General features: G+C 41.5%; 17 protein-coding genes and 1 tRNA gene. 8 read left to right on the top strand and 10 right to left on the bottom strand.

Annotated features, from left to right (window positions below; genetic code table 11):
- The first annotated feature begins 3 nt into the window (after positions 1–3).
- The gene (locus tag I5349_RS12470) at positions 4–1,107 is read left to right on the top strand and encodes a trans-sulfuration enzyme family protein (RefSeq protein WP_226391284.1); all 1,104 of its coding nucleotides are present in this window, start codon (positions 4–6) and stop codon (positions 1,105–1,107) included.
- Between the two features lie 4 nt (positions 1,108–1,111).
- On the opposite strand, the gene pbpC is transcribed toward I5349_RS12470, so the two are convergent.
- The 5 genes from pbpC to I5349_RS12445 all read right to left on the bottom strand — a co-directional run bounded on the left by pbpC (position 1,112) and on the right by I5349_RS12445 (position 14,393).
- On the bottom strand, positions 1,112–3,436 hold the full coding sequence (pbpC, locus tag I5349_RS12465; protein WP_226391112.1) for a penicillin-binding protein 1C: 2,325 nt from the start codon (positions 3,434–3,436) through the stop codon (positions 1,112–1,114).
- The gene (locus tag I5349_RS12460) at positions 3,417–8,864 is read right to left on the bottom strand and encodes an alpha-2-macroglobulin family protein (RefSeq protein ID WP_226391111.1); all 5,448 of its coding nucleotides are present in this window, start codon (positions 8,862–8,864) and stop codon (positions 3,417–3,419) included. Before I5349_RS12460 ends, pbpC begins: the two co-directional genes overlap by 20 nt.
- 103 nt (positions 8,865–8,967) lie before the next feature.
- Positions 8,968–10,068: a PAS domain-containing sensor histidine kinase gene (locus tag I5349_RS12455; RefSeq protein WP_226391110.1), complete on the bottom strand. Its 1,101-nt coding sequence runs from the start codon at positions 10,066–10,068 to the stop codon at positions 8,968–8,970.
- A gap of 78 nt (positions 10,069–10,146) precedes the next feature.
- Positions 10,147–13,173 carry an AAA family ATPase gene (locus I5349_RS12450; RefSeq protein ID WP_226391109.1) on the bottom strand — a complete coding sequence of 1,009 codons (3,027 nt, stop codon included), beginning with the start codon at positions 13,171–13,173 and terminating at the stop codon, positions 10,147–10,149.
- The gene (locus I5349_RS12445; RefSeq protein WP_226391108.1) at positions 13,170–14,393 is read right to left on the bottom strand and encodes a metallophosphoesterase family protein; all 1,224 of its coding nucleotides are present in this window, start codon (positions 14,391–14,393) and stop codon (positions 13,170–13,172) included. Before I5349_RS12445 ends, I5349_RS12450 begins: the two co-directional genes overlap by 4 nt.
- Positions 14,394–14,492: 99 nt before the next feature.
- Between I5349_RS12445 and I5349_RS12440 the strand changes: the two genes are divergently transcribed.
- Positions 14,493–14,957 carry a septal ring lytic transglycosylase RlpA family protein gene (locus tag I5349_RS12440; protein WP_226391107.1) on the top strand — a complete coding sequence of 155 codons (465 nt, stop codon included), beginning with the start codon at positions 14,493–14,495 and terminating at the stop codon, positions 14,955–14,957.
- 57 nt (positions 14,958–15,014) lie between these two features.
- On the opposite strand, the gene I5349_RS12435 is transcribed toward I5349_RS12440, so the two are convergent.
- Positions 15,015–16,175: a homogentisate 1,2-dioxygenase gene (locus tag I5349_RS12435; protein ID WP_226391106.1), complete on the bottom strand. Its 1,161-nt coding sequence runs from the start codon at positions 16,173–16,175 to the stop codon at positions 15,015–15,017.
- Between the two features lie 116 nt (positions 16,176–16,291).
- Complete coding sequence (locus tag I5349_RS12430; RefSeq protein ID WP_226391105.1) at positions 16,292–17,917, bottom strand: S41 family peptidase; 1,626 nt, start codon at positions 17,915–17,917, stop codon at positions 16,292–16,294.
- A gap of 167 nt (positions 17,918–18,084) precedes the next feature.
- On the opposite strand from I5349_RS12430, the gene I5349_RS12425 reads away from it, so the two are divergent.
- From I5349_RS12425 to I5349_RS12410, 4 genes are read left to right on the top strand one after another with little or no spacing between them, the layout of a single operon-like run.
- On the top strand, positions 18,085–18,843 hold the full coding sequence (locus tag I5349_RS12425; protein WP_226391104.1) for an iron-sulfur cluster repair di-iron protein: 759 nt from the start codon (positions 18,085–18,087) through the stop codon (positions 18,841–18,843).
- Positions 18,843–19,259, top strand: coding sequence for a Holliday junction resolvase RuvX (gene ruvX / locus I5349_RS12420; protein ID WP_226391103.1), 417 nt, complete (start codon positions 18,843–18,845; stop codon positions 19,257–19,259). Before I5349_RS12425 ends, ruvX begins: the two co-directional genes overlap by 1 nt.
- Positions 19,256–19,807: a peptide deformylase gene (def, locus tag I5349_RS12415; RefSeq protein WP_226391102.1), complete on the top strand. Its 552-nt coding sequence runs from the start codon at positions 19,256–19,258 to the stop codon at positions 19,805–19,807. The genes ruvX and def overlap by 4 nt, the downstream gene beginning before the upstream one ends.
- On the top strand, positions 19,804–20,601 hold the full coding sequence (locus I5349_RS12410) for an amidohydrolase (protein ID WP_226391101.1): 798 nt from the start codon (positions 19,804–19,806) through the stop codon (positions 20,599–20,601). Before def ends, I5349_RS12410 begins: the two co-directional genes overlap by 4 nt.
- Positions 20,602–20,703: 102 nt before the next feature.
- Here I5349_RS12410 and I5349_RS12405 read toward each other — a convergent pair whose 3' ends face one another.
- Positions 20,704–22,875 carry an FG-GAP-like repeat-containing protein gene (locus I5349_RS12405; RefSeq protein WP_226391100.1) on the bottom strand — a complete coding sequence of 724 codons (2,172 nt, stop codon included), beginning with the start codon at positions 22,873–22,875 and terminating at the stop codon, positions 20,704–20,706.
- Between the two features lie 75 nt (positions 22,876–22,950).
- On the opposite strand from I5349_RS12405, the gene I5349_RS12400 reads away from it, so the two are divergent.
- Positions 22,951–24,234, top strand: a complete 1,284-nt coding sequence (locus I5349_RS12400) for a UDP-N-acetylmuramoyl-tripeptide--D-alanyl-D-alanine ligase (RefSeq protein ID WP_226391099.1) — start codon at positions 22,951–22,953, stop codon at positions 24,232–24,234.
- Between the two features lie 38 nt (positions 24,235–24,272).
- The gene (locus I5349_RS12395; RefSeq protein WP_226391098.1) at positions 24,273–24,965 is read left to right on the top strand and encodes a DUF2461 domain-containing protein; all 693 of its coding nucleotides are present in this window, start codon (positions 24,273–24,275) and stop codon (positions 24,963–24,965) included.
- Here I5349_RS12395 and I5349_RS12390 read toward each other — a convergent pair.
- Together I5349_RS12390 and I5349_RS12385 are read right to left on the bottom strand one after the other, a co-directional pair.
- Positions 24,951–25,784 (bottom strand): Cof-type HAD-IIB family hydrolase, encoded by an 834-nt coding sequence (locus I5349_RS12390; RefSeq protein ID WP_226391097.1) that lies wholly within the window; start codon positions 25,782–25,784, stop codon positions 24,951–24,953. The two genes, I5349_RS12395 and I5349_RS12390, sit on opposite strands and share 15 nt — an antisense overlap.
- An 89-nt stretch (positions 25,785–25,873) precedes the next feature.
- Positions 25,874–25,948: transfer RNA gene (locus tag I5349_RS12385), tRNA-Val, on the bottom strand.
- Positions 25,949–26,063 lie beyond the last annotated feature (115 nt).

Raw genomic sequence — 26,063 nt, 5'->3', positions numbered from 1 at the left:
GACATGAAGATAGAAACTATAGCCATACATGCAGGTAATCATCCAAATAGTGAAGGTAAACCAGCTATCCAACCTATCACCTTGTCTACTACTTTTGAGCATCATCCTGAGGAAGCATACATCTACACGAGAGCAGCTAATCCTAACAGGAAATCCCTAGAAAACGTACTGGCAAAGCTGGAAGGTGGAGCTGAAGCTGCTGCTTTTTCTTCCGGCAATGCGGCTGGTATGGCGGTTTTTCAGTCCCTACCAGTAGGTAGTCATGTGATAGCAGCTGATGATATGTATCATGGCTTAAGCAAGCAATTGAAAGAACTCTTCAAGGGGATTTTAGAGGTTACTTTCGTAGACTTATCTAATCCTGATAATTTTAAAAATGCTATTCAGCCTAATACCAAACTACTCTGGATAGAGACGCCTTCAAACCCTCTACTCAAAATATCCGACATCAAAGCACTTGTAGCGATCGCTAAGTCAAAAAACATCACAGTAGCTTGTGACAATACTTTTGCTACACCTATTTTCCAAAATCCTCTAAAGCTTGGAGCGGATCTCGTGATGCATTCTACCACTAAGTTTCTCGGTGGGCATAGCGATATTTTGGGAGGGGCACTCATCACCGCTAAGGTCGATGATATGTGGGAAAAGATCAGAAATGTCCAACACACAGGAGGGGCAGTTCCTTCACCGTTTGATTGTTACTTTTTGACGAGAAGCATCAAAACGCTTCCTTACAGAATGAAAGGACATCTCGCTAATACAACTGCTCTAGCAGCCTATTTGTCAAAGCACCCTCAAGTTGAAAAAGTTTACTATCCAGGACTACCATCACATGAGGGTCATCAGGTGGCCGCAAGTCAAATGAATGGATACGGAAGCATGCTATCCTTTTGTGTTAAAGGAGATGCGCAAACGGCTGAGAAAGTGATATCAAAGCTCAAGCTCTACACTAATGCCACGAGCCTTGGAGGTGTAGAAAGCCTGATAGAAAGGCGTGCTGCGGTAGAAGGGCCAGATACCCTCACGCCTCAAAACCTCATTCGTGTTTCTGTTGGTTTGGAGCATATAGATGACTTGATAGCTGATATGGACCAAGCCTTGAGTTAATTTTTCACTGTTTCAACTGTGCAAAAATACTCCTACTATCTTCGCTGCCATTTTCATCAATGACTTTAAGTTCGTTTTTTCCTTGCTGAAAAGTAACTGCGAGTTTATGTGTTCCTTGTGTATTCCCTATGTATTGTTCATTGAGGTACCAATAGATCTTAGAAGTATTGTCACGGTGCCCTACTTGACAGACTACTTGTTCTACTTGTCCATTATAGTCTCTTGGCAAAAAGAGCCTAGCTGAAGGGTTTGGATAAATGATCCGAATAGCATCATCAGACTGAAAGCTAGGGCAGCTAGGGTAGTGAGGTTTGATATCATCAATGTATTGTCCCTTTGATCGTAAATAAAAAGCAATATCAGGTGGATAGTAGGTCACTTTTTCTGAAACAGCCCCCAACTCAGACCAGCATTGAGAACAAGTTTGATATCGTCCATCTTCGGAAAAGTACCGTTTTTGATGGTAATCACATTTTCTCAGGGCCTTCATATTATAGGGAGCACTTACAGTGTCTACTGCCATGCATGCCTCTCCAGCGGCTAAGCCAGAAAGCTCACAAACTGCTTTTGGATGAAAATCAATGTCATTTATAGCAAACCAGCTACTCGTAGGATCTGTAGGAAAACTTTGTAAAAGATCAAATAGGATAGGTCCAGCAGAAGCTGCTCCGCTAAGATTTTTATTACTTTCTCCAGTGAAATTTCCCACCCAAACAGCTATGGTATATTGTGGATTTACACCTATAGCCCAAGCATCTTTATGACCATAGCTAGTGCCTGTTTTCCAAGCTATGGGTTGTTGCCTGCTATACTTTTGCCAATAGTACTCGCTTCCAGGTCGTGATACTTCTTTTAGCATATCAAGTGTTAGTAGCGTGGACGCTTTACTGATCAAGTTTTCACCTTCCTCTGTGATGTCTTCTTGGAGGATGTTGTTTGGAGTGAAGACACCACCATTGGCGAGACCTCTATAAAGCATGACCATATCCCACATGTTCACCTCAGCACCACCTAAGATCAAGGGCAATCCATAAGCATCTGCATCTCTAAAGAGTGTACTTACTCCAGCCATTTTTAGAAAAGCATAAAATTGATATACTCCATAGCTATTTAAAAGTCTAACTGCTGGGATATTGAGTGAGCTGATCAGAGCTTCTTTAGCAGTGACTACTCCCTGAAAATCTTCATTGGCATTGTTGGGGGAGAAGCCATCAAAATAGGTGGGCAAATCCCGAATAAGCGTATTTGGTAAAATTAAGCCTTCATCGATACTCAAGGCATATAAAAGGGGTTTGAGAATAGAACCACTAGATCTAGCAGCTTGCACACCATCCACTTGCCCCTGATGCGCTGCATCAAAGAAAGCTGGAGAACCTACATAAGCTTTGATAGCGCCAGTACGCGTATCTGCAACTAAAATAGACAGATTGTAGATTCCATAAGGAGCTAAGATTGATCGATGTTTTTCGGCTACATATTGACTGCTTTGCTGTAGCTGTTTATCGATGGTTGTTTGCAATATGTTAGAGTCTGGATATTGACTTTTTAGCCAGCGGCCAGCATGCGGTATGGTAGATTCAAAGGTTAAAAATTGCGTAGGAATAGGCTCTATTTTAGCCAAAATATAGGCTTGTTCATCGAGATGACCCGCTTCCTTTAGCTTTAGTAGTAAGCTATTTCTTTTATCTATCAAGGAGGTATTTCGCTGAGTGGGATAGATGAGACCTGGAGCATTGGGTAGTACAGCCAAAGTAGCCGCTTCGCTCCATGTCAGTTGTGCTGGATGCTTACCAAAAAACTTTAATGAGGCAGTATGATATCCGATGACATTACCACCAAATGGAGCATGATCAAGGTAAAGTTTGAGGATTTCTCCCTTACTGTATTGCCAGTCAATTTTTAGGGCGTCAAATAGCTCGGATATTTTATACCATAAGGTTCGTTTATGATCATGTCGCAATCTAGCTACCTGCATGGTAAGTGTACTCGCTCCGCTGACTACTTTTCCAGCCTGTATATTACTCTTAGCAGCACGTAAGATCGCAAGCAAGTCTATCCCGATGTGGCTATCAAATCGCTTATCTTCAAAAGTGAGAACTGCTTTTTTAAGTTTCTCTGGGATGACTTCTTCTTGCGGAGGAAAATGCCACTGCTCTTCAGGGTTGGTATACGCTTGCAATAGACTACCATCCTCAGCCAATATAATGGTAGAGTAGGTCGTATCAAAGAGTGGACTCCTTAGTGGAATACTAAGCCAAAGAAAAAATAGGAGTACGATCAGAAATACGACTCCTACTTTCTTTTGAAAATTATTTAAAGGCTTCAACACTTACTTTTTTACCTGCCTGAGTAGCTTTAAAATCATTATTATACATGGCTTCTACGAGGGTACCTGGCAACTGATATGAGCCAGGTGTCACGCAGTTGAGCTTGATCACAAAATCTAGTTTTTCCTTCCCCTTCAGGTCAAAGAACCACATGGCTCGATCATCTCTGAGATCTAGATAAGACTCTTTATTTAGTGTCCAATTATTGGTCCAGTCGGGTAGCAGTTCATTGTTTAGACGAAGATTTTCTATCTGCCATCCTGCTGGAAATATTTGTACGAGTGCTAGTTCTGAGACTTCTGATACAGGACTAATATTGCCTACAGTAAATCTACCAAAGAAGCTTTCACCTTGCTTGAGCCTATCAGGATTGATGAGGTTTCCATTTTCATCATACCACTTGACCTCTAGTGAGAGATTATTAGAAGTGGTTTTGCGTTGATCTGTCAGAGGTACTCCATTCCAAGACAGCGAGGCATAGATTTGATCTACATTGCTATCAGTTGAGAGCTCTATGCTGATGTTTTCACCAAAATTATTTCTAATAGGTAGCGAAAGTCGATTGTTAGTGTTGAAAGGAATTCGCTTTCCATTAGCTAAGACAACTGTTCCCTTGATCACCTTTCCTTGTGATAAGTTTAAGCCGATTTTTTCGAAGTATTTACCCAATGCCAATAGCATATAGCCACTGCTCTGGGTACTTAGATACTCTTTACCCGAGAGTTGAGTAGCCACTGATTTAGCTATTAACTCAGCGGTCTCCGTCTCACCCATCAGTGTAGCGCAGTATAGTATGATCGCATCATCTCTATATTTAGATCCAAATGTATAATCAAATGGGTCATAAGCCTGTGTGCTAGTACCACTGCTTTGTAGGATTTGATTTTTCACTTGATCTACTCCAGCTTGATGATAAGCCGCTGCAAGCATCCACTTTTGAGCATCAGTCATTTTAGACAATTCGTTTTCCATGAGAAGGTTCATTTCTCCTACAGGCGATTTATCATCTAAGCTCAATATGAAGGCACGATTGACTCGAGAAGATAGCTTACCAACATGATTTCGAGCGTCATTGCTGAGTGAATTGATTGCTCTCTGATACAAGAAGTCAGGTACAGCATAGCCTGCTTTTTTAGCTTCGATCAAGAAGTGAGTTGCGTAGTTAGTGCCCCATTCGCTACTTTCACGTTCACCAGGCCAGTAAGAAAATCCAGAACTAGAAGTAGTGAATTGTTGTAGCTTATTGATAGCCTCAGTGATATTACGGTCTATCTCAGTGCTTTCTGAAGCATCAAAATAGCCCATTTTTTTCAGGTAAAGCTGAGGGAAAACTGCTGAAACTGTCTGTTCAATACATCCATATGGATAGGATATGAGCCATTTGAGACGATGATCAAAATCCATATTAGGGAAGATATTGAGGTCTAGAGTTGCCATATTGGTGCCTTCAATTCCAATTTTAGGAACAGCCATAGTGAGGGTTTTTCCCTTGATCAATTGTTCTGTTTGCTTATCATAAACCCTACTTGCACTAGGGATCACAGAGATATTTGTTTCACTCGTGACTTTAAAGCTACCAGTGTTTCCTGTTAGCGTTACTTTGGCTTGTCCGACTGATTGGTTCACGCGTATCTTGAAGCTTGTATAGGCCTCCTCTTTGTCTCCAAAAGTTACAGATTGACTTTCACTGCCTATAAGCGTGAGTGGCCCATCCAACTTGATATTTAGCGTAGCATTTTTAATGGCGCTGTTCAATTTAAATAGAGACACTGGCAATGTGATCTCATCTCCTGGACTGAGTTGTCGAGGCAGGGTAGGTTGCAAGATCAAATCGGATTTTACTGGAACTGTTTTATCCGCATGTCCGTAGCTATTTCCTTGAGCACCGACCACCATGATGCGCACTGCACCATTGTAGTTTGGCATCTTAAACTTCACAGTGGCACGACCTCTCTCATCAGTCATCAGAGGGCCTTTAAACATGCTGACAGGCTGGAATCTGTCTTTGCCATCGATAGGATCAGTTTGTGACTCTCGATAGCTGAGAGCTTCTGCTCCGCCTATGGAGAAAGTTTGAAATACATCTCCTTTATTTGCGCTGATCACATGAGAGTAGACATCATAAGAATCCACGAAAAGCCCAATTTTCCTGAAAAAGTCATTCCAAGGATTCGGTGTTTGAAACTGAGTTAAGCTCAACAATCCCTCATCAACTACTGCGATACTAAACTGTGCTTGCTTTTGGTTAAGTGTATTGACTTTGATTTCAAACGCTTCATTAGGTAGCAGAGAAGGTTTTACGCCAATGTCAAATCCGATTTTTGTTGCAGGATCGATGACCGAGATTGGAAGTATGCCAAAGGTCCTGATTGGACGATCATTAGTCGTTTGATCATGTGGCTGAATGACCGATAGAGTGACATACACATTAGGCATCATATCTTGGGTGATTGGTAGCTCTAGCGTCAACTCTTCACTAGTCCCGCTAGGCTTTACCCACTGATGACTGAGCAGTTCATTTCCTTTTTCTACTGTCATTAGGATCGTTCCTTGCTGAGGATTTGGCAGCCTAATTTTAGCACGATCACCAGGCTGATAGCTTTCTTTATCAGACTTAAGTGCTAGAGTACCCTCATTGAGATCACCGCCTGGCACACTTCCATAGCGGTATGCACTGAAAAAGAGTGAAGCGATGTGCCCATTGCTATCAATGACCTCTATGAGGTATTCACCATTTTCAGAGGGATTGAAACTGATAAATGTGTTATTCTCTTTGGTGGTGACTTTACCTTCTATTTCTAAATAAGTTTGATTATCCTGTTTATACTTTAGCTGATAATTTCTTCTGTTATCGTACTGATACCACCAGTTTTTATCATTTCGGTAGATTTTGTAGGAAATGCTTTTGCCGATTTGTTTTTCTCCTTTAGTGTTGAGCAGGACAATTGGGAATCTGACTTCCTGTCCAGTAGCAAAATAGCCATAGCCGCTCGGGTCACTGACTCCCACATAGTTTGGATAGGGTTCTAGGTCTACTACATTCCAACCTTCATTTGGCTGCCCTCCTTTTTCGGTAATTTTAGCATTTACTTTTACCTTGAGCATGGAAGGGACATCTCCAAGGTTAGGAATGATCCAATTTCCTTTTAGCTGCCCTTTTTCATCTAGCGTGCCTTTGAGGATATTTTTAGTAAATGATTTAAAATCTACATCAGCTCGAGTGAATGTATAATTTCCATAATTAGCGAATGTTTTGAGTGCGGGGAGTACTTCCACATCCACAGTTGCCTGTAAGTTGGAAGCTGGAGCTCCGAAGAGGTATTTGACATCCAACAGATAATCGAGAGATTTATCAGTCCAGCTAAGTGTCCTCTTTTCTGGTTTGACGTTGACATTGAGTTTGTCAGCAACGACCGTCTCTATTTTAAGCTCCTGATAGAAATAAGAGCCGCCAGCATTGATATTTATATTGTAGTTTCCTGTAGGAGCCTTACTATCTGTAGCAAATGCAAATACATAAAAGCCATCTTGCGATTTGACCTTTGTTTGTTCAAAGACAGTGTTGTACTCGGGATCTCTGACCGTAATACTCACAGGATGATTTTGGGGGAAAGTCTTATCCTTATTTCTAGCGATGAAACCTACATGAACAGAATCTCCAGGTCTGTAAACACCCCTTTCAGTGTAAATGAATCCTCTTGTATTATTGCCATATTCTCGAAGACCACCTACATCAAAGCCTGAAGTGCTCCATTGCATATCGTCTTTCTTCAGAGCAGTGATCTGCGTCCCCTTTTTAGCGGTAGCATTATAGAAGTAGCGTGACCGTGTGAAAGTTGCGATACCTTGGGCATTGCTCACAGCACTGGTGATTTCTTCACCATCATAGTTGAGTAGCGACACCCTAGCGCCTGACAGGGGCTGTGCAGTGATCAAATCTGTGATAAAAAATACATGGTCATTGTTGCCAGACTTGAGTGTCATCCCTATGTCGCTGAGTAGGATAGGCTTGTAGATTTGTCCCTTTTCCTCCAAATAAGTGAGTTTATCTGAAGTGATAGGAACACTCACATCTTCGGGAGTGAATCTCAAGCTAATAAGGAAGATTCCATCTCCATAATTTGAAAATAAATCTGAAAGGTCTAGCTCATTTAGCATCCATTCATTTGCCTGGTTGTTGAGGTCTATACTTTGACTTTTGACCACGACTCCAACTGCATTGGTATAGCTATCATTAAAGCCTCTATTTCTATTTTTACTACTGGAGAGCTTTTCTGATTGCAGTATCCGCCCGAGTTTATTGGTATAGATTTTCTTCACTTCTAAGTGTACGCGCTTTAGATTAGTGGTATAAAACTGCACCTTTTTCTGATTTGAAGAAGGTAGTATGACACCATCCGAAGCAAACTCCAACTGTGGCTGTATGTCTGAGAAGCTGATTTCTTGTGTGATGACTTTGGTGGTTTTTGTGCCCCAGCGACTTCTGATACCTGCTTCCATTTTGATTTGGTACTTTTGTCCAAATTTAAAGTTGCCGTCTAGGATGACGGTATTGCCTAGTTTCTTGGCTTCAAATGTGGTTTTTGGAGTGACAGAGATGAGTCCCGTGATCTGCTGATCCATGTCGAGCTCATCTGAATATTGGATTCTCACTCTAGGGCTTTTGCCCTCTTCCTCTGCCTTGAGACTCACCATGCGCATTTCCGTCAGTGGAGGCAATTCGAAGTTTTCCTCGAAAACTTCCTCTAGCATTAATTGCTTAGAGGCTACTTTAAAGCTAAAATCTTGGATGCGTTCGGTACGATTGATCTCCTCGCTGATAAATTGGAAAGACTTGCTGTCTAAGACATTCCAATTCAGGTTTAAAGATTTATTTCCTGTGAGACTCACTGCAGCTTCGACATCTTCTACTTTGGTAGCTTCTGTAAAAGTCAGCGTACCTTGATAGACAAGGATTTTGGGGTCATTTCTATCCTTGAGCTTGAGCTCTGCATTAAAACTTGCGATATCTCTTCCCAGTACATTGAGAAAAAACTTTAGGTCCTCAAGTCCTTTTTCTTTAAAATCTGCAGACAGTTTTTGAAGCTGTAGTATGCCATTAAACTGCTCTCGCATAGGCAATTCCTCATCAGGTACAAACTGCAATACACTTTTACTTTTCCACAGAGCCTTACCTTTTAAGCTTGGGCTAAAATCAAATACATCTAAAGGAGAGCTTCCAACTTCTTCATCACTGATGATGTCATTGTTAAATATCACTTCGATAGTTTGATCAAAATGTACATCTCCATTGGTTACAAAACTGATTTCTTTGGCAAGCGCCTCTGAGTAAATGAGGTTTGATTCAGGTGATTCTGAGGAATTGCCGCAGCCTGTCCATATCAATGTAGCACCTATTAAAATGCAAAAAGTAGGTATTAGATTTCTCATAAAAGGATGTGTTGAAAATAATTAAATAGAAATCAAGATATTGATTTCATATATTTATTTCTATAATTTTTGATAATTAATATTGAAAAAAATACTAAAGAGCTCAAGAGAGCATATTTTTAAAAGAAATCGTAAACCTTGCTCCTTGATTTACTTGGCTTGTGACAACGATGCTGCCACCTAGATTTTTGACGTGGTTGTAGACCAGATAGAGTCCGATGCCTTTACTGTCTTGATGTTCATGAAATTTCTGATTGAAGCCAAAAATCTTGTCACCCACCTTTTCCATATCAAAACCAAGCCCCTCATCCTCAAAGATGAGTTGATGGATTCCTTGATCTATTTGTGATTTGATACGGATGACTGGATGTGCTTCTGGTCTCCGATATTTGATGGAATTGGTGATAAGATTGAGGAATATACTTTCCAAATACGCAGTGTTGAAAAATACCTCTGGCACTTCAGAAAAGTTGACATCAATCTCGGCTTGAGATTCTGTGATCAATGCCTTCAGTGAATGATGTATTCGCTTATATATCGTATCTAGTGAGATCCATTCGATAGGGACATTGTTGACACCCTTTTTGATGAAGCCGTCTAAGTGATGATTTAGCTTTACTTGGATATCTCTTGCGGCCTCTTGGATGAGTTGGAGGATTTCTACTGTTTCAGCATCTTTTATTTTGCTTAGGTCCATCATGTTAAAAATAGCATTGATATTGGCCAATGGAGATCTGATGTCGTGCGAAGTAGCGTAAGTCATCTGCTTTAGCGCTGAGTTGGTTTTAGACAGTTCAGTGAGGACACTATTTCTATCTTCATCCATCTTCTTTTTATGACTGATGTTTTTGGCTATGGCATAGACGAGTCCTTGCTCAGGCTTGGGCATAGATGTCCACGAGAGCCAGACCACCTCCCCTTGTTTGGTGATGTACCTATTTTCGAAGTGTAATAAAGGCCGACCTTGAATGATTGTATCTCTATACTGTGAAGTGATACCCCGATCATCGGGATGAATAAAGTGATTGATAGGTTGGGATTTCAATTCATCCAAACTGTAGCCCATGAGCTTGCAGTAAGCTGGATTGACTTTTTTAAAATATCCATCAAAACCTGCTATACATAGATAATCTAATGAGGATTCGAAAAAATAGGCGAGGTCATACTGCTCCTCATCTGTCATGGTTTCCCTTTGAGTTTTCATCCCTTTGCTACTGATTTTCAGTGAAATCGAAGGTAATTTAATTAAATGCGGAAGTTTTTCAAGGAGCTTTGTCCATCTTTATTCATAGCTCATCTTCACCTGACTTCCTTTTTCTTTGTCCAAAGTGATATTGGCATAGAGCGCAATCTCCTGCTGCAAATCTTCCACATGAGAGATGATGCCTACGATCCTGTTTTCCTTGCGCAGTGACTTGAGTGTCTCAAAAACGATATTTAGAGAATTTTTATCCAGTGAGCCAAAGCCTTCATCTAAGAAGAAAAAGCTTTGATTGGATTGATTGAGAGACTTTACTTTTTCTGCCAGTGCTAGTGCCAGACAGAGTGCTGCTTGGAAGGTCTGACCGCCTGAGAGGGTTTTGAGCAGTCTGGTATTGCCGCCATTGAGATGATCTCTGACGATAAAGGTATTGTCTTCATTGAGCTCCAGACTCAAGCTATTCCTAGTAAGTGTCATGAAGCGAATATTGGCAGTCTGACAGAGTTCTTTGAGATAGATCGTAGAGATATAGTTGACAAATCCACTTCCCGTAAATAGCCTTCTAAGCTCATTGAGTAAGGATAATCGAAGGTCTAGACCTTCTTTTTTCTGAAGCAGTTTATCTTTTTCTTCTAGTTTTAACTGAACCTCTTTGATTTGCTTTTCTATCACTGCATGTTGTCTGGAGGCTTCATCTTTGATATGTGTAGCCTCTTTCAGTGCTTTTTCTAAAGTCTTATAAAGCGTAGGATCATATGATTGGAGTGCTTGATGTTGATTCAGCGTAGCTAGCCTAGCTGTCACGAAATCTTGACGCTTTCGGAATGACTCTATTTTTGCGGTCTCCTTAGCTACGTCTATGTTTTTAGAAAGTATATCATGTACTTCTGCTATAGATTTGAAGCGGGAAGACTGCATGGCTTCTGCTACGGCTGACTGTATATCTGCTAGCTTTTGGTCAAGAGTAGAGAGGCTTTTAGTGAGAAACTCCAGTTGCTGTTTGTCTCTTTGCAATTCCAGTTCGGTAGTTCTTTTTTCATTTTCAGCAGTAGTGAAAGTACTATCCAAGCCAGCGATTTTGATTTCACCTTTTTCGATTCTTTCTCTTAGTTTTTCAGGGGTATTCTCTTTGATCAAATTGACCTTAGCTGGATCGTTCAGCTGGCTGATCGTCTCCTTATACGCCTGCTCAAATTCCTTCCATTTTATCTGTAGTTGATTGCTGTTTTCTATGGCTTGTTGAGCTTCTTTTCTCAGTGTTTGTTCTTGAGCCCGCAGTTCTGAGATTTCTATTTTGAGTTTTTTGATGCGCTCTTGTTGATACTTAGCTTTTTCTAGCGCTACACTAGGATTGATGTCTTGAAGCTTTTCTTGGAGCTGCTTTAGTTCATTTTGGAGGTCTGTATTATCCTTTTCAAGTTGCTTGATTTGTCTCTCGCGCTCAGAGGCGGCAGATTTGAAGCTGTCGTAGGCTCTTTGAAGCTGAAGTAGCTGATCGAGCTTTTCTAACAGTGTGTTTTCACTGTTTTGAAGATTTTCTGTGTGTTTGTCCGACTCAGCTTTTAAGAGATCAGGATGATGTGTTGCGCCACAAATTGGACAAGGATCTCCTTCTTGCAGCTTTTCAGCATGCGTGAGAAGTGCTTGTTTGATCAACCATTTTTGGCCTTGCTCACGAATAGATTTCAAGTCACTTTGGGCTACATGCACACTTTCATCTATTGTGTCTAATGAAACCTGCAGCTTCAATGCTTGATCATCAAGGTTTCTTTTATCTACATCCAACCTCTCATTAATTTGCTTGATCTGCGCTACTTTTTGAGTGATTTCTTGTTGGAGTTTTTGAGCGGCTTTTTCTTGCTCAGAAGCTCTAGTGAGCATAGTCAAGTCGGGAAGTTCAGTCTCTAGTTTTTCTAAGGCGACTTCCTTTTCGGTGATCAGTTGTGAGATTTGCTCCGTTTTGGCTAAAGCATTTTTGGCCTTTTCAGATTCTGTCTTGGCGAGTATTTGGCTATCATCAACAGCCTTTTGAAGCGATTGGAGTTTCAAGACTGTTTTAAAGTCCCTAACCAGCTCTTTGAAATATGATTTTTTTGAAAGCTCTTCTTTGGCTTTTTCATAAGTTTCTGCTACTGATGCCAGCTTGGGGATCAATTTTTTCACATTACTATCATAGAGCGCCATTTCTTTGGAGGCTTTCTCTTTTTCAAGTGTAGTGTCTTCAAGTTGTCTGAGCTTTTCTTTGAAGTGGAGCTTTGCCTCTTGGTCAGCTTGTAGCAAATGGGATATTTCATCTATAGCAGGCTTTTCCTTTGAGAGCTGCTGCTGTTCTTCTTGAAGCTTCTGATATTCTTCATATAGAGAAGCTACTTGCTCGATTTCTTTGACGCGAAGGCTTGCTTCTTTTACTTTTTGCTCGAGTTGTTTGAGAGATTTCTTCTGCTCAGACTCCTCAGCTTGGAGTTGGGTAAGTACCTCTGTGGTATATGCTTCTAGCGTACTAAGCTGTCCTATCAGGATCTGTTGTTCTGCCAGAGTTTCATTGGTGAGTTTTTTATTTTGCTCGTATAAGTCAAATCGATGGAGGTGAAAAAGCTCTTTCATCATTTCCGACCGATCCTTGGGTGCTAGATCTATGAACTCTCGAAACTTCCCCTGAGGAATGATGATAGTTTGTTTAAAGTGCTCATAGCTCATGCCGATGATTTCTTCAGCGGTCTGTGAGATTGGTTGCCAATCGCCATTGACTTCCTGATAGAGCTGTCGCGTATCTGCCTTTACTTGATCGAAGTTTTTCTTGTTGCGCTTCGCTTTGACTAAGGCTCTGTAGCGGTGGTCATTGTTTGCTCCCGCGCTGAAGGTGAAATCTATGCTCATCTCATCAGACTGTAGATTGAGCATGTTGTAGTAGAGATTATCACCTCCTTTATTAAGTCGGTCGCTGCGACCATAGAGCGCAAAGATCATTGCCTCTAGGATAGAGGATTTCCCACTTCCTACTGCACCAAATATGCCAAATACACCCGATGAGATCAGTTTTTCAAAGTCTATGACTTGCTCTACTTTATAAGAGTAGATGCCTTTTATCTTTAGTAGCTGTGGAATCATGAGGCGTCTTTGGCTAGCACTTCATTGAGGATATTCATGAGGTCATCATGAGGTTCTTGACCATTTTGCTGCATATAGTATTTTTTAAAAAGCTCTCGTATATCTTGGCCTAGATCAGCAGCTTCAAGTCCTTTTTTAGCATTTGATTGATAGCTTTTCAGCTCAGGAATCAAGCTTACAATCCCTTGATGCATTTGGTAGAGTGCTTTGCGAGTTTGTGCAGATATGGCTTCATCAGTCACGAGCGTAAGTTCTACAAAGCTATCTTGATTACTTTCTAGCCAAATGAGTGCTTCTTCTGATGACTCGAATCGCTTTCTGACGAGGGCTTTACCTTGTTTCAAGGCAATTTTTTCAAGCAGGGCAGTTTCATGAGGAACCACTGAAACAATCACTACACATTTTTCTTGACCAGCTTCACTGAAGCTGTAGCATAGTGGAGAACTACTATAGACTACCGGACAAGGATCACGATCTATGACCTGATATCTGTGTAAGTGTCCGAGAGCTGCATATTGAGTTTTTTGAGGAATGAGATTACTAAATATAGCTTGCGCACCTCCTATGTGGAGGATGCTTCTTTCACTCTCTGGCTCTTCTTGGGGCTTTTCTCCTTCTTTCATGAAAAAAAGATGTCCCATAAATAGATTGACCTGATCATCTTGAAAGTATTTGTCAGCGAGCTTTTGCCACCTTTGACTGAGCTGTGTGCGTAACTCCGCTTCTCTATTTTCTTCTCCTAGAAATGTCTTTAAAAGTAACTCATTAGCATAGGGTGCCAGTATGAGATTGACAGGACTGCTTAATTGCGGCCCTTCTAAGCGGATGAATCCTGACTCGCTTGCCGTCACGGCTAGTCCATTATCCAAGCTAAAGGGGGTGATGGAGCTTTGTAAATTGCCATAAAAAATAATCCCCAACTCTCTCGCTAATGGATCTGGAGCTTCTATCCTGTCTGGTGAATCATGATTACCCGCTATCAACACCACGGGTCTTTGACCATCCTTACTCAGTTTTCTAAGTGTTTTATAAAGCAGTTCAGTCGCCTCAGTGGGAGGGTTAAATGTATCATAGATATCACCAGCGATAAGCACGAGGTCTACAGCTTGCTCATCCGCTATCTGGCAGATTTCCTCTAGCACGAGTCGCTGTTCGTCTAATCTGCTGTAGTCGTTGAGGCGTTTGCCGAGGTGCCAGTCTGCTGTATGCAATATCTTCATAGGAGGCTTTTGAGTTATTTAAAATTAGGTTTTAAAACTTTATAGACCAAGATGCTGCTAGAGAAGATTTGTGGAATAGATTTTGAAAAACGGAAGTTTATGATTTTGAGAGTTTTATTGATAAGTGTTTTTTGTCTAGGTGTCTTAGGAGTATCTGCCCAAGACATCCCATTAGTTGAGAAGGGAACAGCTAGTTTTTATGCCGAGCAATTTCATTTGAGAAAAACGGCCAGTGGAGAGATTTTTTATATGGATAGTCTCACAGCTGCGCATAAGACGCTTCCTCTAGGGTCATGGGTACTGGTCACTAATCTAAAAAACAATAAAAAGGTACTAGTCAAAGTTAACGACCGCCTGCCTAAAAATTCTAAAAGAGTCATAGATCTGGCAAAAGGAGCAGCTCGTAAGCTCGATATGATACAAGCTGGACTGGCTCCAGTTCGCATTGATTACCTTAGCGGTCAAGGGCTCACCGAGGACCAGATCAGACTGATGGCACCACTACTGGGTATCAGATATCACGTAGAGCCGATCAAAATTCAAAGAGAATCACCTTTTGAATGACATAAAAAAACAGGGCTATCAATCGATAGCTCTGTTTTTTGTATAGGCATATAAATACTACTCTGTCCAGCTCATCGGGTACTTATCATCCACAAAGGCTAAAGCATCTGTTGTAAGATGAAGTGGTCTAAAGGTATCTAGCATCACGGCAAGTTCTTCAGTTTCCTTGGCGCCAATGCTTTTCTCCACAGTGCCCGGGTGAGGGCCATGCGGTAGACCACCCATGTGTAGTGTGAATGAACCTCTATCTATCCCTTTTCTACTCATGAAATTACCCTCTACATAGTATAGCACTTCATCCGAATCTATATTCGAGTGATTGTATGGAGCAGGGATCGCCTGAGGGTGATAGTCAAATAGCCTAGGTACAAAAGAACAAATCACAAAACCCCAAGCTTGAAATGTCTGATGTACGGGAGGTGGCTGATGGATACGTCCAGTAATCGGCTCAAAGTCATGGATAGAGAGTGCATAAGGATACAAGAAACCATCCCATCCCACTAAATCCATCGGAGAGTGTGCGTATTCATATTGATGTAAGTAGCCTTGTTTTTTGATTTGCACGAGATAGCTGCCCTTAGCTTCTTCTCTAACAAGCTCACCAGGAGGCCTGATGTCTCGCTCACAATAAGGCGAGTGCTCTAGTAGCTGACCTAGTTCGTTTCTATAGCGCTTTACGGTCTCGATAGGGCCAAGCGACTCCATGATGAGTAATCTTAAAGGGCCTTCTTCCCATTCAAATCTGTAAATAGTCGTTCTTGGAATGACGATATAGTCCCCTTTTCTGACGCGTAGCTTACCAAACTGTGAATACATGTAGCCATTGCCATCGTGGACGAATACTACTTCGTCTCCATCAGCATTTTTATAATAGTAATCCATCTTGCGCTGCTTAGGGATGCAGATGGCCATGTTGACATCATTATTCATCAAGAGCACTCTTCTAGCCTCCAGATAGTCATCTCCAGTCGTCTCTAGTTTAGAGGTGTTTAGGTGGGTTTGCTTCAAGCCATAGTCCTTAGCGATCTCCCATTTGTAGGGTTTTGGCTCTCCTATAGACTTGACAGTATTAGGGTTGTGTATATGGTAGAGATTCGAGTAGATCCCAGAGAAACCATGAGAACTGACTAGTTCTTCTTTGTAAAGACTGCCATCTGGCTGTCTAAACTGTGTATGTCTTTTGGGAGGAATATCTCCTAGGCGATAGTAATAGGCCATAGTGATGACGTTTTTTTGAGTTTATTAACGCTTAAAATTAAGTAAAATACTAGGGATCAGAAAATGATTCTATCCCAAAACAAAACAGTCAGCCCTAGGGACTGACTGCCATGATTTTATCTTGATGCAAGCTCCTCTGCTTTGTCAAAAAGCTTTAGTGCTTCCACATACACTTCATTGACATCATTGATGACTTTGTAGAATCCACTATCATCAAATACTGTCCTAGCGATATTGGCTTTTACTAATATGCGTAAGAATTCTTTAGAGCGCGCATAGTCTTTTTCAGCAAACTCTATCTTATTGTTTTTGCCCGTATTGATGAGTTGCTGAAGCATATCATCAGTGACTTTATAGTTTCTATAAAACTCCTCAAAGCTCATTTGATCTAGTTTTTTCTCGTTTTTAGAAACATAAGAAGAAACAAACTCTCTCAGCGCGCCACTATTATTGAGTCTGTTGACATAGGCACTACCCATCGTAGTATCGATTGGGACAAAATAGTCAGGCATGATACCACCACCACCATAGACAGTTCTGCCTTTAGCAGTTTCGTATTTGAGGGAGTCGTTGAATTTGATGCTATCAGCACTGAAAAACTCTCCTTGCTCGAATCTATTGTAGTAATCTAGCGCATAATCCTCTCTGTCTTCATAAGGCTTTTGGATAGATCTGCCACTTGGTGTGTAGTATCGAGCGATTGTCAGTCTCAATTCAGAGCCATCTACCAGTTCGATAGGACGTTGGATGAGACCCTTACCAAAAGATCTTCTACCGACTACCAGTGCTCTGTCATTGTCCTGAAGCGCACCCGCTACGATCTCGGAGGCAGAAGCAGAACCTTCATTGATCAGGACGATCACAGAACCTCGCTCAAATCCTCCCGTACGCATCGCATATGCTTTGGCAGTATATCTTTTCTCTTTACTATCCTGAGAGACGATGAGTGAATTACCAGCGATGAATTCATCCGCCATATTGATAGCAGCCCCCATGTAACCCCCAGGATTACCCTGTAAGTCAAGGATCATTTTGGTCATGCCTTCGTTTTTGAGTCGGTTCATATTTTCTACAAACTCCTCGTAAGTATTAGCTCCGAAGTTAGATACTTTGATATAGCCGATCTCACTATCTACCATGTAGGCAGCAGTGACTGAATTTTGAGGGATTTTATCTCGGATGATGTCAAACTTGAGCAAGTCTTTTTCACCTTTTCTGTAAATACCAAGTTTTACTTGGCTTCCCTTAGGCCCTCTAAGTAGCGTAAAGACGTCATTATTGGTCAGGCCAGTACCTGCTATCGTATCTTCATCTACTGTGATGATCTTATCCCCAGCGATGATGCCAGCTTTCTCTGATGGCCCGCCATTGAGTGGTGCGACCACATATAGCGTGTCTCTGATGAGGGCAAACTCTACTCCGATTCCATCAAAGCCTCCTTCGAGTTGTGCTCTAGAGATTTCTACCTCTTTGGCAGGCAGATAGCTTGAGTGTGGGTCGAGTTTTTCTAACATGCTATTGATCCCGTGCTCCACGATCTCGTCTACATTGACAGAGTCTACATAGTCACGAGTGATGAAGGTGAGGACTTCTCTGATTTTGTTGAAGTTAGTGATCAGGTCATTCTCTTTAGCCGAACTAGGTTCTGCGAAGTTTGCTCCGATCAAAATACCCGCACAGATCGCTACAGCCAACAAAAAAGGCAGTCTGATCTGTGATTTGGTGTTTTTTTCTTCTTTCACAAGTAGTGTATTTTAAAATTAAAAGTTATTTTTAACCAAATGGTAATTCCAAATATACGGTATAACGATCTAAAATACCTTTTCGTTTTGATCAATAAATCATAGCTCATTCGAAAGGGCATTTGGAACTACGACTGGTTATTTTTTATTACTTTTGTATCAAGCATATGAAAAAATCGACCTTACAGCATCAAAAGATCACAGATATAGTTGGTGACAACTATGTATTTGCCTCTGTGCTGTACTATTTTGGCATTCGATTTTATGACTATTCTGAAGATACCCTCGCGGAGGTTTGCCAAAAAAACGGGCTCAAACCAGAGTATGTGATCAAAAAGCTGGAAGAATCAGTAGCGTATGATACAGATATCAAGCCAGAGGTATTCAATTATCCTATTGATTTATTGCTTGAATACTTGCGTCACGCACACTTTATATTCATCAAGCACAAGCTTCCTTTCATCGCTTCTTTGATAGAAGGAATCAAAGATTTTCCCGTTTCACACAAGGAGATCTTGGAGGATCTCAAAATGGTGTTCCCTCTTTTCGTGGAAGATTTTATCCATCATATCTATCAAGAAGAAGATACGCTCTTTCATCATATCGAAGTGATGCAAAAAGCAGTCAAGGGCTCTTATAAGCCGTCAGAACTTTATTATCAGTTAGAAAAGCATAGCATGCAGCGATTTGCGATGGAGCATGACGCGCATGACGATGAGATGGAAGGCATCCGAAAGATCACGCAAAACTATGATGACAAGGATGTTTCTCATATTGCAATTAAGGTTCTTTACGATGAGCTGAAGCGCCTAGAGAAAATCCTCCAAATACATGCAGGCATCGAAAATGAGATACTTTTTCCTAAAGCACTCATGCTAGAAAAAGAGGTCAAGCAACTCTTGGCTGAAAAATCAAAGTGGAATTAATGGGAAGAGTACTAGCCATAGACTATGGGTCTAAAAGGGTAGGAGTAGCTGTTACAGATCCACTTAAAATGATCGCTTCTCCTTTAGACACTATTGCAAACGACCAGATTTTCAAGTTTTTAGAAACTTATTGCCAAAAGGAATCTGTTGAAACATTGGTAGTAGGGATGCCTAAAAACCTCCAAAATGAAGACACTCAATCCACAGCGGGAGTGAGAGATTTTGTGGAGAAACTGAAAGTTAAATTCCCTCAGCTACCCGTTAAACTCATCGATGAGCGATTCACCTCCAAGATGGCACTTCAAGCCATGATAGCAGGAGGAAGTAAGAAAAAAGACCGCAAAGAAAAAGCGGGCAACATAGACAAAGTAAGTGCAACAATAATTTTACAGTCCTATCTGGACCAGATGATATGATTTATCCTATCGTAGCTTATGGGGATCCCATACTCAAAAAACTAGCAGTAGATATCGAAGAAGGCCATCCTGATCTCAAACCGCTCATAGCAGACATGTTTGAAACCATGGATCATGCCAATGGAGTAGGTCTAGCCGCTCCACAAATCAATAAAGGAATCAGACTTTTTGTGATAGATTCTACTCTCATGGAAGAAAAGCCTGAAGATGGTATCAGAAAGGCCTTCATTAACCCAGTGCTTCTGGATGAATATGGAGATGATTTTTCTTTTGAAGAAGGCTGTCTAAGCATACCAGATGTGAGGGCTGATATCATCCGTCCAGACAAACTTACGCTTCAGTACTATGATGAAAACTGGCAGCTGAAGGAGGAAGAGTTTAGTGAGATGACAGCGAGAGTGATTCAGCATGAGTATGATCACCTAGAGGGTATCTTGTTCATTGACTATCTCAATGGTCTCAAAAAGCGCATGATCAAGAGCAAACTGATGAATATCAGCAAAGGTAGAGTAGATACAGACTATCGCATGATTTATCCGCTTCGTTGATCAAAGAAGACCTTCATATCGCCCTAGTACAGATGGATGTCTATTGGCATGATCCAGTAGCTAATAGAGCACATGTAGAAGAGATACTTTCCTCACTGGCTGCTAAGACTGACCTGATCATTTTGCCAGAGATGTTTACTACGGGTTTCACCATGACACCCGAAAAGGTCGCTGAACCCATGGAGCTACACACTACCAAGTGGATGAGACAAATGGCGAGTAGACTTCAGTCAGTCATCACTGGAAGTGTAGTGATCAATGATCAAGGAAACTATTACAATCGCTTGATATGGGTCTATCCTGATGGTGCTTTAGGCTATTATGACAAGCGCCACTTGTTTCGAATGGCCAAAGAAGAAGAACACTATGCTGCTGGTCAAGAGCTGAAGACATTTGCCGTAAAAGGCTGGAATATACTCCCACAAGTTTGTTACGATTTACGTTTCCCTGTTTGGTCTCGCAATGTGCTCCAAGAGAGGAAGTTGCTTTATGACTTTGCCTTCTATGTAGCTTCATGGCCAGCTAAAAGAGTGCAGGCTTGGGACAAACTCTTGCCAGCGCGCGCCATTGAAAATCACGCTTATGTAGCAGGTGTCAATCGCATAGGAGTAGATGGCTTAGAGGTAGACTATAACGGTCACTCTGCTGTATATGATTGTAAAGGAGATCGCTTGACAGCCTTGAGTGAAGTGGCTGGTATTATAGAAGTTACGCTTTCAGCTAAAGCGCTAAATCACTACAGAGAGAAGTTTCCTGCTTGGATGGATGGGGACTCTTTTCGATTAGAAACTTAAAAAAAGCCTTGCAAGGCATCAAAATAGCTATTAATATGCGTCTTAAAGGATAAAGACATTTATCCAGACACCTATGAAATGGTCAGTTCTATGAGCTGACCATTACTTTTTTAGAAAAGTGTAGCGCACTTGAGGATCATCGATGGATTGTATGATATATGTTCCAGAAGGAATATTTGTCAAAGAGACCGTAGTGATTTCATTGGCGGTCAAAATAATTTTTTGTCCCACTCTTAGACCAATTTGATTATACATCTGTACACTGATCGATTGATTAGCGATGAGATTGATCTCTTCTGTTGCTGGATTAGGAAATCCACTCAATTGTATTGTAGGTAAATTATCCTGCCTTGCTTGGAGTATTCTGATGCCACCCTCTGAAGTACCGATCAATATGTCTTGGAGATCACTACCAAATAGCACTCCTGCACTTAGCCAGTTTTGATAGCCCAGTCGTGTAGCATGCTTCGTTTGTGTGATTTCATTTTGCACATAGAGGAGTTCTTTAGTCGGAGTTTTATTTAGGAAGTCTAAATACACTGTCAATCGACCACTATAGTCTGTAGTCAGTAGGTCTTCAGTGCCATCTTGATTGATATCAGCGATGGCTAGAGTGAGATTTCTTCGGGTTGGATTGTCTGATATACCCAAGTGATCACGCTGAGAAATTTCAAAGACTTCAGGCTTAGTCTGCATGTAAGTGATAAGCTCACCTGTCATACTGCCTACCAATAGGTCAGCTTTTTGATCCTTGTTTAAATCTTTAAAAATGAAATCGTCCTTAGCTCTGAGTGAGACAGTTAATGGCTTTCTATCTTTGATATCAAAATCATAAGTCCCCTTACCAGCTATCCAGTAAAACTTTTTCCTGTAAGGAAGTCCATCAGTATAACTTATGATCAAGTCAAGCTTGCCATCTCCATCAAGATCGGCTAGCTGAGGCTTCATGTCCTTCAGTTGGAGTTTACTGAGTTGCCACAGGTCATCTTGGATTAGGGTGAATGTGGGGGCTTTTTTACTACCAGTATTTTTGAAGTAATATACTTGACTGATAAGTTTTCCTTTTTTCAAAGTACCTCTAGAACTGAGCAGGAGATCAGTCAGACCATCCCGATCAAAGTCAATCAGCATAGGATAGGCATGTTCACCAAGATCTATCATTTCAGCTTGGAGAAAGCTTTTACTTTTAAGTGTCGGTTGATCCTTGCTATCTTTTGAAAAACTGTATTGCCATACTGACTGCTGAAAGTCTATCATATCAGAGACATTATCTGGGGCATTGGTGCTGACGATGAGTTGTGGAGTTCCACTGGCTGTATTTTCTAGCCAATAGGCAGCAGGAAATATGTGGAAGTTGGCAGGGTTATTAGTTGGGAATCGATTACTGAAAGACTCAAATTTCGCCTTTTCGGGAGTACCAGTATTAGGAAGGAAATAAAGCTCAGGACAAAGCTCATGACCGATAAGTAGATCTTTTAGACCATCTCCATTGAAGTCTCTCAATAGAATGCTTTTACCTCCTGCATGCTGTATGGCTTTTCTAGGCATACGACTGCTGAGTGCAGAGCCATCACATCGCTTGCCAAAGGAGAAGACATTGCAGTCACACTCTTCAAAGTCTCCCCAAGCCATGGATTTCTTTTCAAAAACCAGTTCAGAAAGACCATTATTTTGTTCCAAGCTAAGATTCTCATAATACTCTATAAATCCCCCAACAGCAAAATTATAAGCTAAAATATCCAAATCACCATCTCCATTGACATCCGTGATGGCAGGTATATCAGTGCCGTTTACTTGTACATTGATGCCTTCTTTGGTCTTGAGATAGGGGGATTTTAGTTGCCAGCGAGGAGTCTTTCCTTTACTCACTTGCTGATAGACTTTGATACCAAAAGAGGTAGAGGTGAAAAGGTCCTTTTTACCATCTCCATCATAATCGATCAAAATCATAAAATTGATCACATCAGCGGGGAAGAGCTGGGCATAATCTGGCGCGTATTGATAGGATTTATTGAGATTTAAGAAAGTTAATATGCGACCTGAGGACCTTTCAAATATTACCAAATCTTCCAGTTCATCTCCATTCAAGTCCATCGTGTTAAACTGAGGGGCATTGAGACCGCCAGCTAAGGCAAGAGGAAGTTCCTCTCCAGCTATCGACACAGGGAGTTGACTTACCCATTCATAGCTAGGTAGGTTTTGTCCTTTGATAGGAAATGTAAGTGTCAAAAGTGAGACAAGGATGAAAGAAAATATGAATTTTTGATCAGGCATATTTGATGATAAAACTAAGTAAAAGACCTCTTATTACTACCTATTCCACTTATATTTACTGATATTTTTAAACGCATGGAAAAACTATACGATCTCTTCCTCCGCTCTACAGGTGTCAACACAGACACGCGCAAAATCACTGAAGGCAACTTGTTTTTTGCTCTCAAAGGCCCCAATTTCAATGCAAACCAACTCGCAGAAGAAGCAATAGCAAAAGGTGCCATAGCCGCAGTCATAGATGATGCTAGTTTTCAGAAAGACGGGCGATACTTTTTGGTGGAGGATGTCCTGCAGTCACTTCAGGCGCTAGCTAGACACCATCGCAGGCAGTTTAATATCCCTATACTAGCACTGACAGGCTCAAATGGAAAAACCACTTCTAAGGAGCTCATCAATGCGGTGCTGTCCAAGAAGTATAAAACACTCGCTACTCAAGGAAATCTGAACAACCACATTGGCGTGCCTTTGACACTATTGCAGTTGAGAGAGGGAGTGGAGTTTGCTATCATAGAGATGGGTGCCAATAAGCAAGGCGATATCAAAGAGCTGGTAGAGATCGCAGAGCCAGATTTCGGGCTGATTACCAATGTTGGCAAAGCACATATCGAGGGATTTGGTAGTGAAGAGGGCGTGCGTAAAGGAAAAGGTGAAATGTATGATTATATCGCCAAGCATGGACAGAATATCTTCTTAAACACCACCAATCAGCATCTGGTCAAGATGGCGGCTGATCGAGGCTTTGAGATACCCATCACTTATCCTGCTGCGGATGATTTTGCACCATGTACTTATGTGGAGGCGGAGCCATATGTGAGCATTGAGTCTGCTGATGGTGAGGTAGTTCAGACAAATATGCTAGGAGGGTATAATTTCGAGAATATTGCTTTGGCACTCTGTATAGGTAAATACTTCGATGTGTTAGCATCAGATGCGCTAGCAGCTGTCAGGGATTATGTGCCAGCCAATATGAGGTCACAGCTGATTCAAAAGCGAACGAATACCATCATCCTAGATGCCTACAATGCCAACCCAACCTCCATGAAAGCAGCCATAGAAAACTTCGCAGCCATGAAAGTTAGTCCTAAGGTCATCATACTAGGTGATATGTATGAACTTGGCGAAACTGAAGTGGAGGAGCATTTGAAGATTGGTACGCTACTCAAGGACTCTGGGATAGACAAAATCATCCTCACTGGCGATAAAATCAAAGCGGCCATTCCCGAAATTCCAAGAGCACTTTATTTTCCTGATCCATTTTCTCTTCGAGTCTGGCTGGGAGACTCCAAGTGGGAAGGACAGCATATCCTGATCAAAGGTAGTCGCAGTATGGGCTTAGAGAAATTGGTAGATTTTATCTAATCGCTCAAACATTGTGATGAGTTTTTACTTTTTATTGCATGGCTAAAAATAACGCAAATGAGCTCTTAGACTTCCTGTCAAGTCTAGCTGAAAATAATAATAAGGAATGGATGGATGCCAATAGAAATTGGTACCTGTCAGTAAAAGAGGCTTTTCTAGAAGATGTTGCCTTTATGCTCAAGGAGGCTTCTATCCTTGATCCTGCGATCAGTTTGTTGACTCCTAAGGATTGCATTTTTAGGATGAATAGAGATGTGCGATTTAGCCCTAACAAGGCGCCTTATAAATCCAATATGTCAGCCTACTTTGCTGCAGGAGGTAAAAAATCCATGGGGCCAGGTTTTTATGTCCACATACAGCCAGGAGAGAGTTTCGTAGGAGGAGGTATCTATATGCCACCAGCGGATATCCTCAAGAAAATTCGCAAAGAGATCGACTACTCAGGAGCGCAACTAGAGCAGATTATTCAAGAGCCAGAGTTTACAAAGACTTTTGGAAGTATAGAGGGTGATCAATTGAAAAACTCGCCAAAGGATTATGCCACGGATCATCCGTATATAGAATTGCTTAAATATAAGAGCTTCGTAGCCTCTGCTCCACTATCAGACCAATCCATTCGCTCTGGTAAATATCTAGAACAATCAGTGGAGACTTTCCGAACCATGAAGCCCTTCTATGATTTCTTGAAAATGGCCGTAGAAGAAGTAGAGGATGGATCAGATCTGTTGTGATAAAATAAAGTTTTTGATAAAAAGAGCCACACCATCTTCTTTGCCTGCAGAAGTGACTTCATTGGCCACAGCTTTTACTTCTTCACGGGCATTGCCTACTGCTACGCCTATACCTACAGCTTGGAGCATGTCTATGTCATTGTAGTTATCACCGAAGGCAGCTACTTCCTGCATGTGGATATGAGGATACTTTTCCTTCAAGAGAATCTCTATTCCTGAGGCCTTGGAGATAGCTTTGGGAGCGATCTCGATATAGGTGTCTTTAGAGCGATAGAGGTGTAGCGCATTACCAAGTCTATTTTCAAGTGTTTGATAGAGCCAATCGATCTCCATTGCACCCCCCATGCACATGACCTTGTGTGTTCCCGTAGTAGCCGATCGCCATGATGATAAAGTTTCTGGTAAGCCGATAGCTGTTGGCTTTACTTTGGTGTTATTAATCTCTCTAGCTAGCCATACATCATCAGCAGTGGCGATCCATTCATCTTCGGCATAAAGGCTGATGTGAACATTGGTAGAAGCTGCTGCTTGGATGATCTCTGAGGTCAGAAGAGGAGAGATGCGCGTATCGCTCAGGATGGTATCTTGCCCTTGGGGAAAATCTAAGACTAGTCCACCATTGTAGCAAATCAGGGGGCTGTGCAAAATGCCTAGGTCTGCTTGCAAATGCATCATGGCAGAAGGCATGCGTGATGAAGTCAGGATAACTGGAAAATCCTTAGGAAGCTGTTTAAAAGTGGCTAAAGTTTGCTTGGAGAGCACCCTGTCAGCATTTAGGAGCGTACCGTCTATGTCAGTACAGATCGCTTTGATATTCATGTTGCAAATTAATCACCGCAAGTGAGATGATCGCAATGTAGATGAACTTTTAAACTAAGAAATGGATATGATAGAAAGGAGAGATGAAGTGGGAGTTGAGGGATTCGAACCCCCGACCCTCTGCTTGTAAGGCAGATGCTCTGAACCAGCTGAGCTAAACTCCCAAGAAAATAATTGCTGACCTCTGATAGGTAGCTATTGAAGATGAAGTGGGAGTTGAGGGATTCGAACCCCCGACCCTCTGCTTGTAAGGCAGATGCTCTGAACCAGCTGAGCTAA

The organism is Penaeicola halotolerans, assembly GCF_016464625.1.
Taxonomy (GTDB): domain Bacteria; phylum Bacteroidota; class Bacteroidia; order Cytophagales; family Cyclobacteriaceae; genus Penaeicola; species Penaeicola halotolerans.
This window is presented reverse-complemented; position numbering and strand designations above follow the sequence as displayed.

Bases quoted from the DNA above. Each gene is read 5' to 3' on its own strand.
- I5349_RS12470 (WP_226391284.1), top strand. From the start codon at position 4: ATGAAGATAGAAACTATAGCCATACATGCAGGTAATCATCCAAATAGT.
- I5349_RS12460 (WP_226391111.1), bottom strand. From the start codon at position 8,864: ATGAGAAATCTAATACCTACTTTTTGCATTTTAATAGGTGCTACATTG.
- I5349_RS12455 (WP_226391110.1), bottom strand. From the start codon at position 10,068: ATGAAAACTCAAAGGGAAACCATGACAGATGAGGAGCAGTATGACCTC.
- I5349_RS12450 (WP_226391109.1), bottom strand. From the start codon at position 13,173: ATGATTCCACAGCTACTAAAGATAAAAGGCATCTACTCTTATAAAGTA.
- I5349_RS12445 (WP_226391108.1), bottom strand. From the start codon at position 14,393: ATGAAGATATTGCATACAGCAGACTGGCACCTCGGCAAACGCCTCAAC.
- I5349_RS12440 (WP_226391107.1), top strand. From the start codon at position 14,493: ATGATTTTGAGAGTTTTATTGATAAGTGTTTTTTGTCTAGGTGTCTTA.
- I5349_RS12435 (WP_226391106.1), bottom strand. From the start codon at position 16,175: ATGGCCTATTACTATCGCCTAGGAGATATTCCTCCCAAAAGACATACA.
- I5349_RS12425 (WP_226391104.1), top strand. From the start codon at position 18,085: ATGAAAAAATCGACCTTACAGCATCAAAAGATCACAGATATAGTTGGT.
- ruvX (WP_226391103.1), top strand. From the start codon at position 18,843: ATGGGAAGAGTACTAGCCATAGACTATGGGTCTAAAAGGGTAGGAGTA.
- def (WP_226391102.1), top strand. From the start codon at position 19,256: ATGATTTATCCTATCGTAGCTTATGGGGATCCCATACTCAAAAAACTA.
- I5349_RS12405 (WP_226391100.1), bottom strand. From the start codon at position 22,875: ATGCCTGATCAAAAATTCATATTTTCTTTCATCCTTGTCTCACTTTTG.
- I5349_RS12400 (WP_226391099.1), top strand. From the start codon at position 22,951: ATGGAAAAACTATACGATCTCTTCCTCCGCTCTACAGGTGTCAACACA.
- I5349_RS12395 (WP_226391098.1), top strand. From the start codon at position 24,273: ATGGCTAAAAATAACGCAAATGAGCTCTTAGACTTCCTGTCAAGTCTA.
- I5349_RS12390 (WP_226391097.1), bottom strand. From the start codon at position 25,784: ATGAATATCAAAGCGATCTGTACTGACATAGACGGTACGCTCCTAAAT.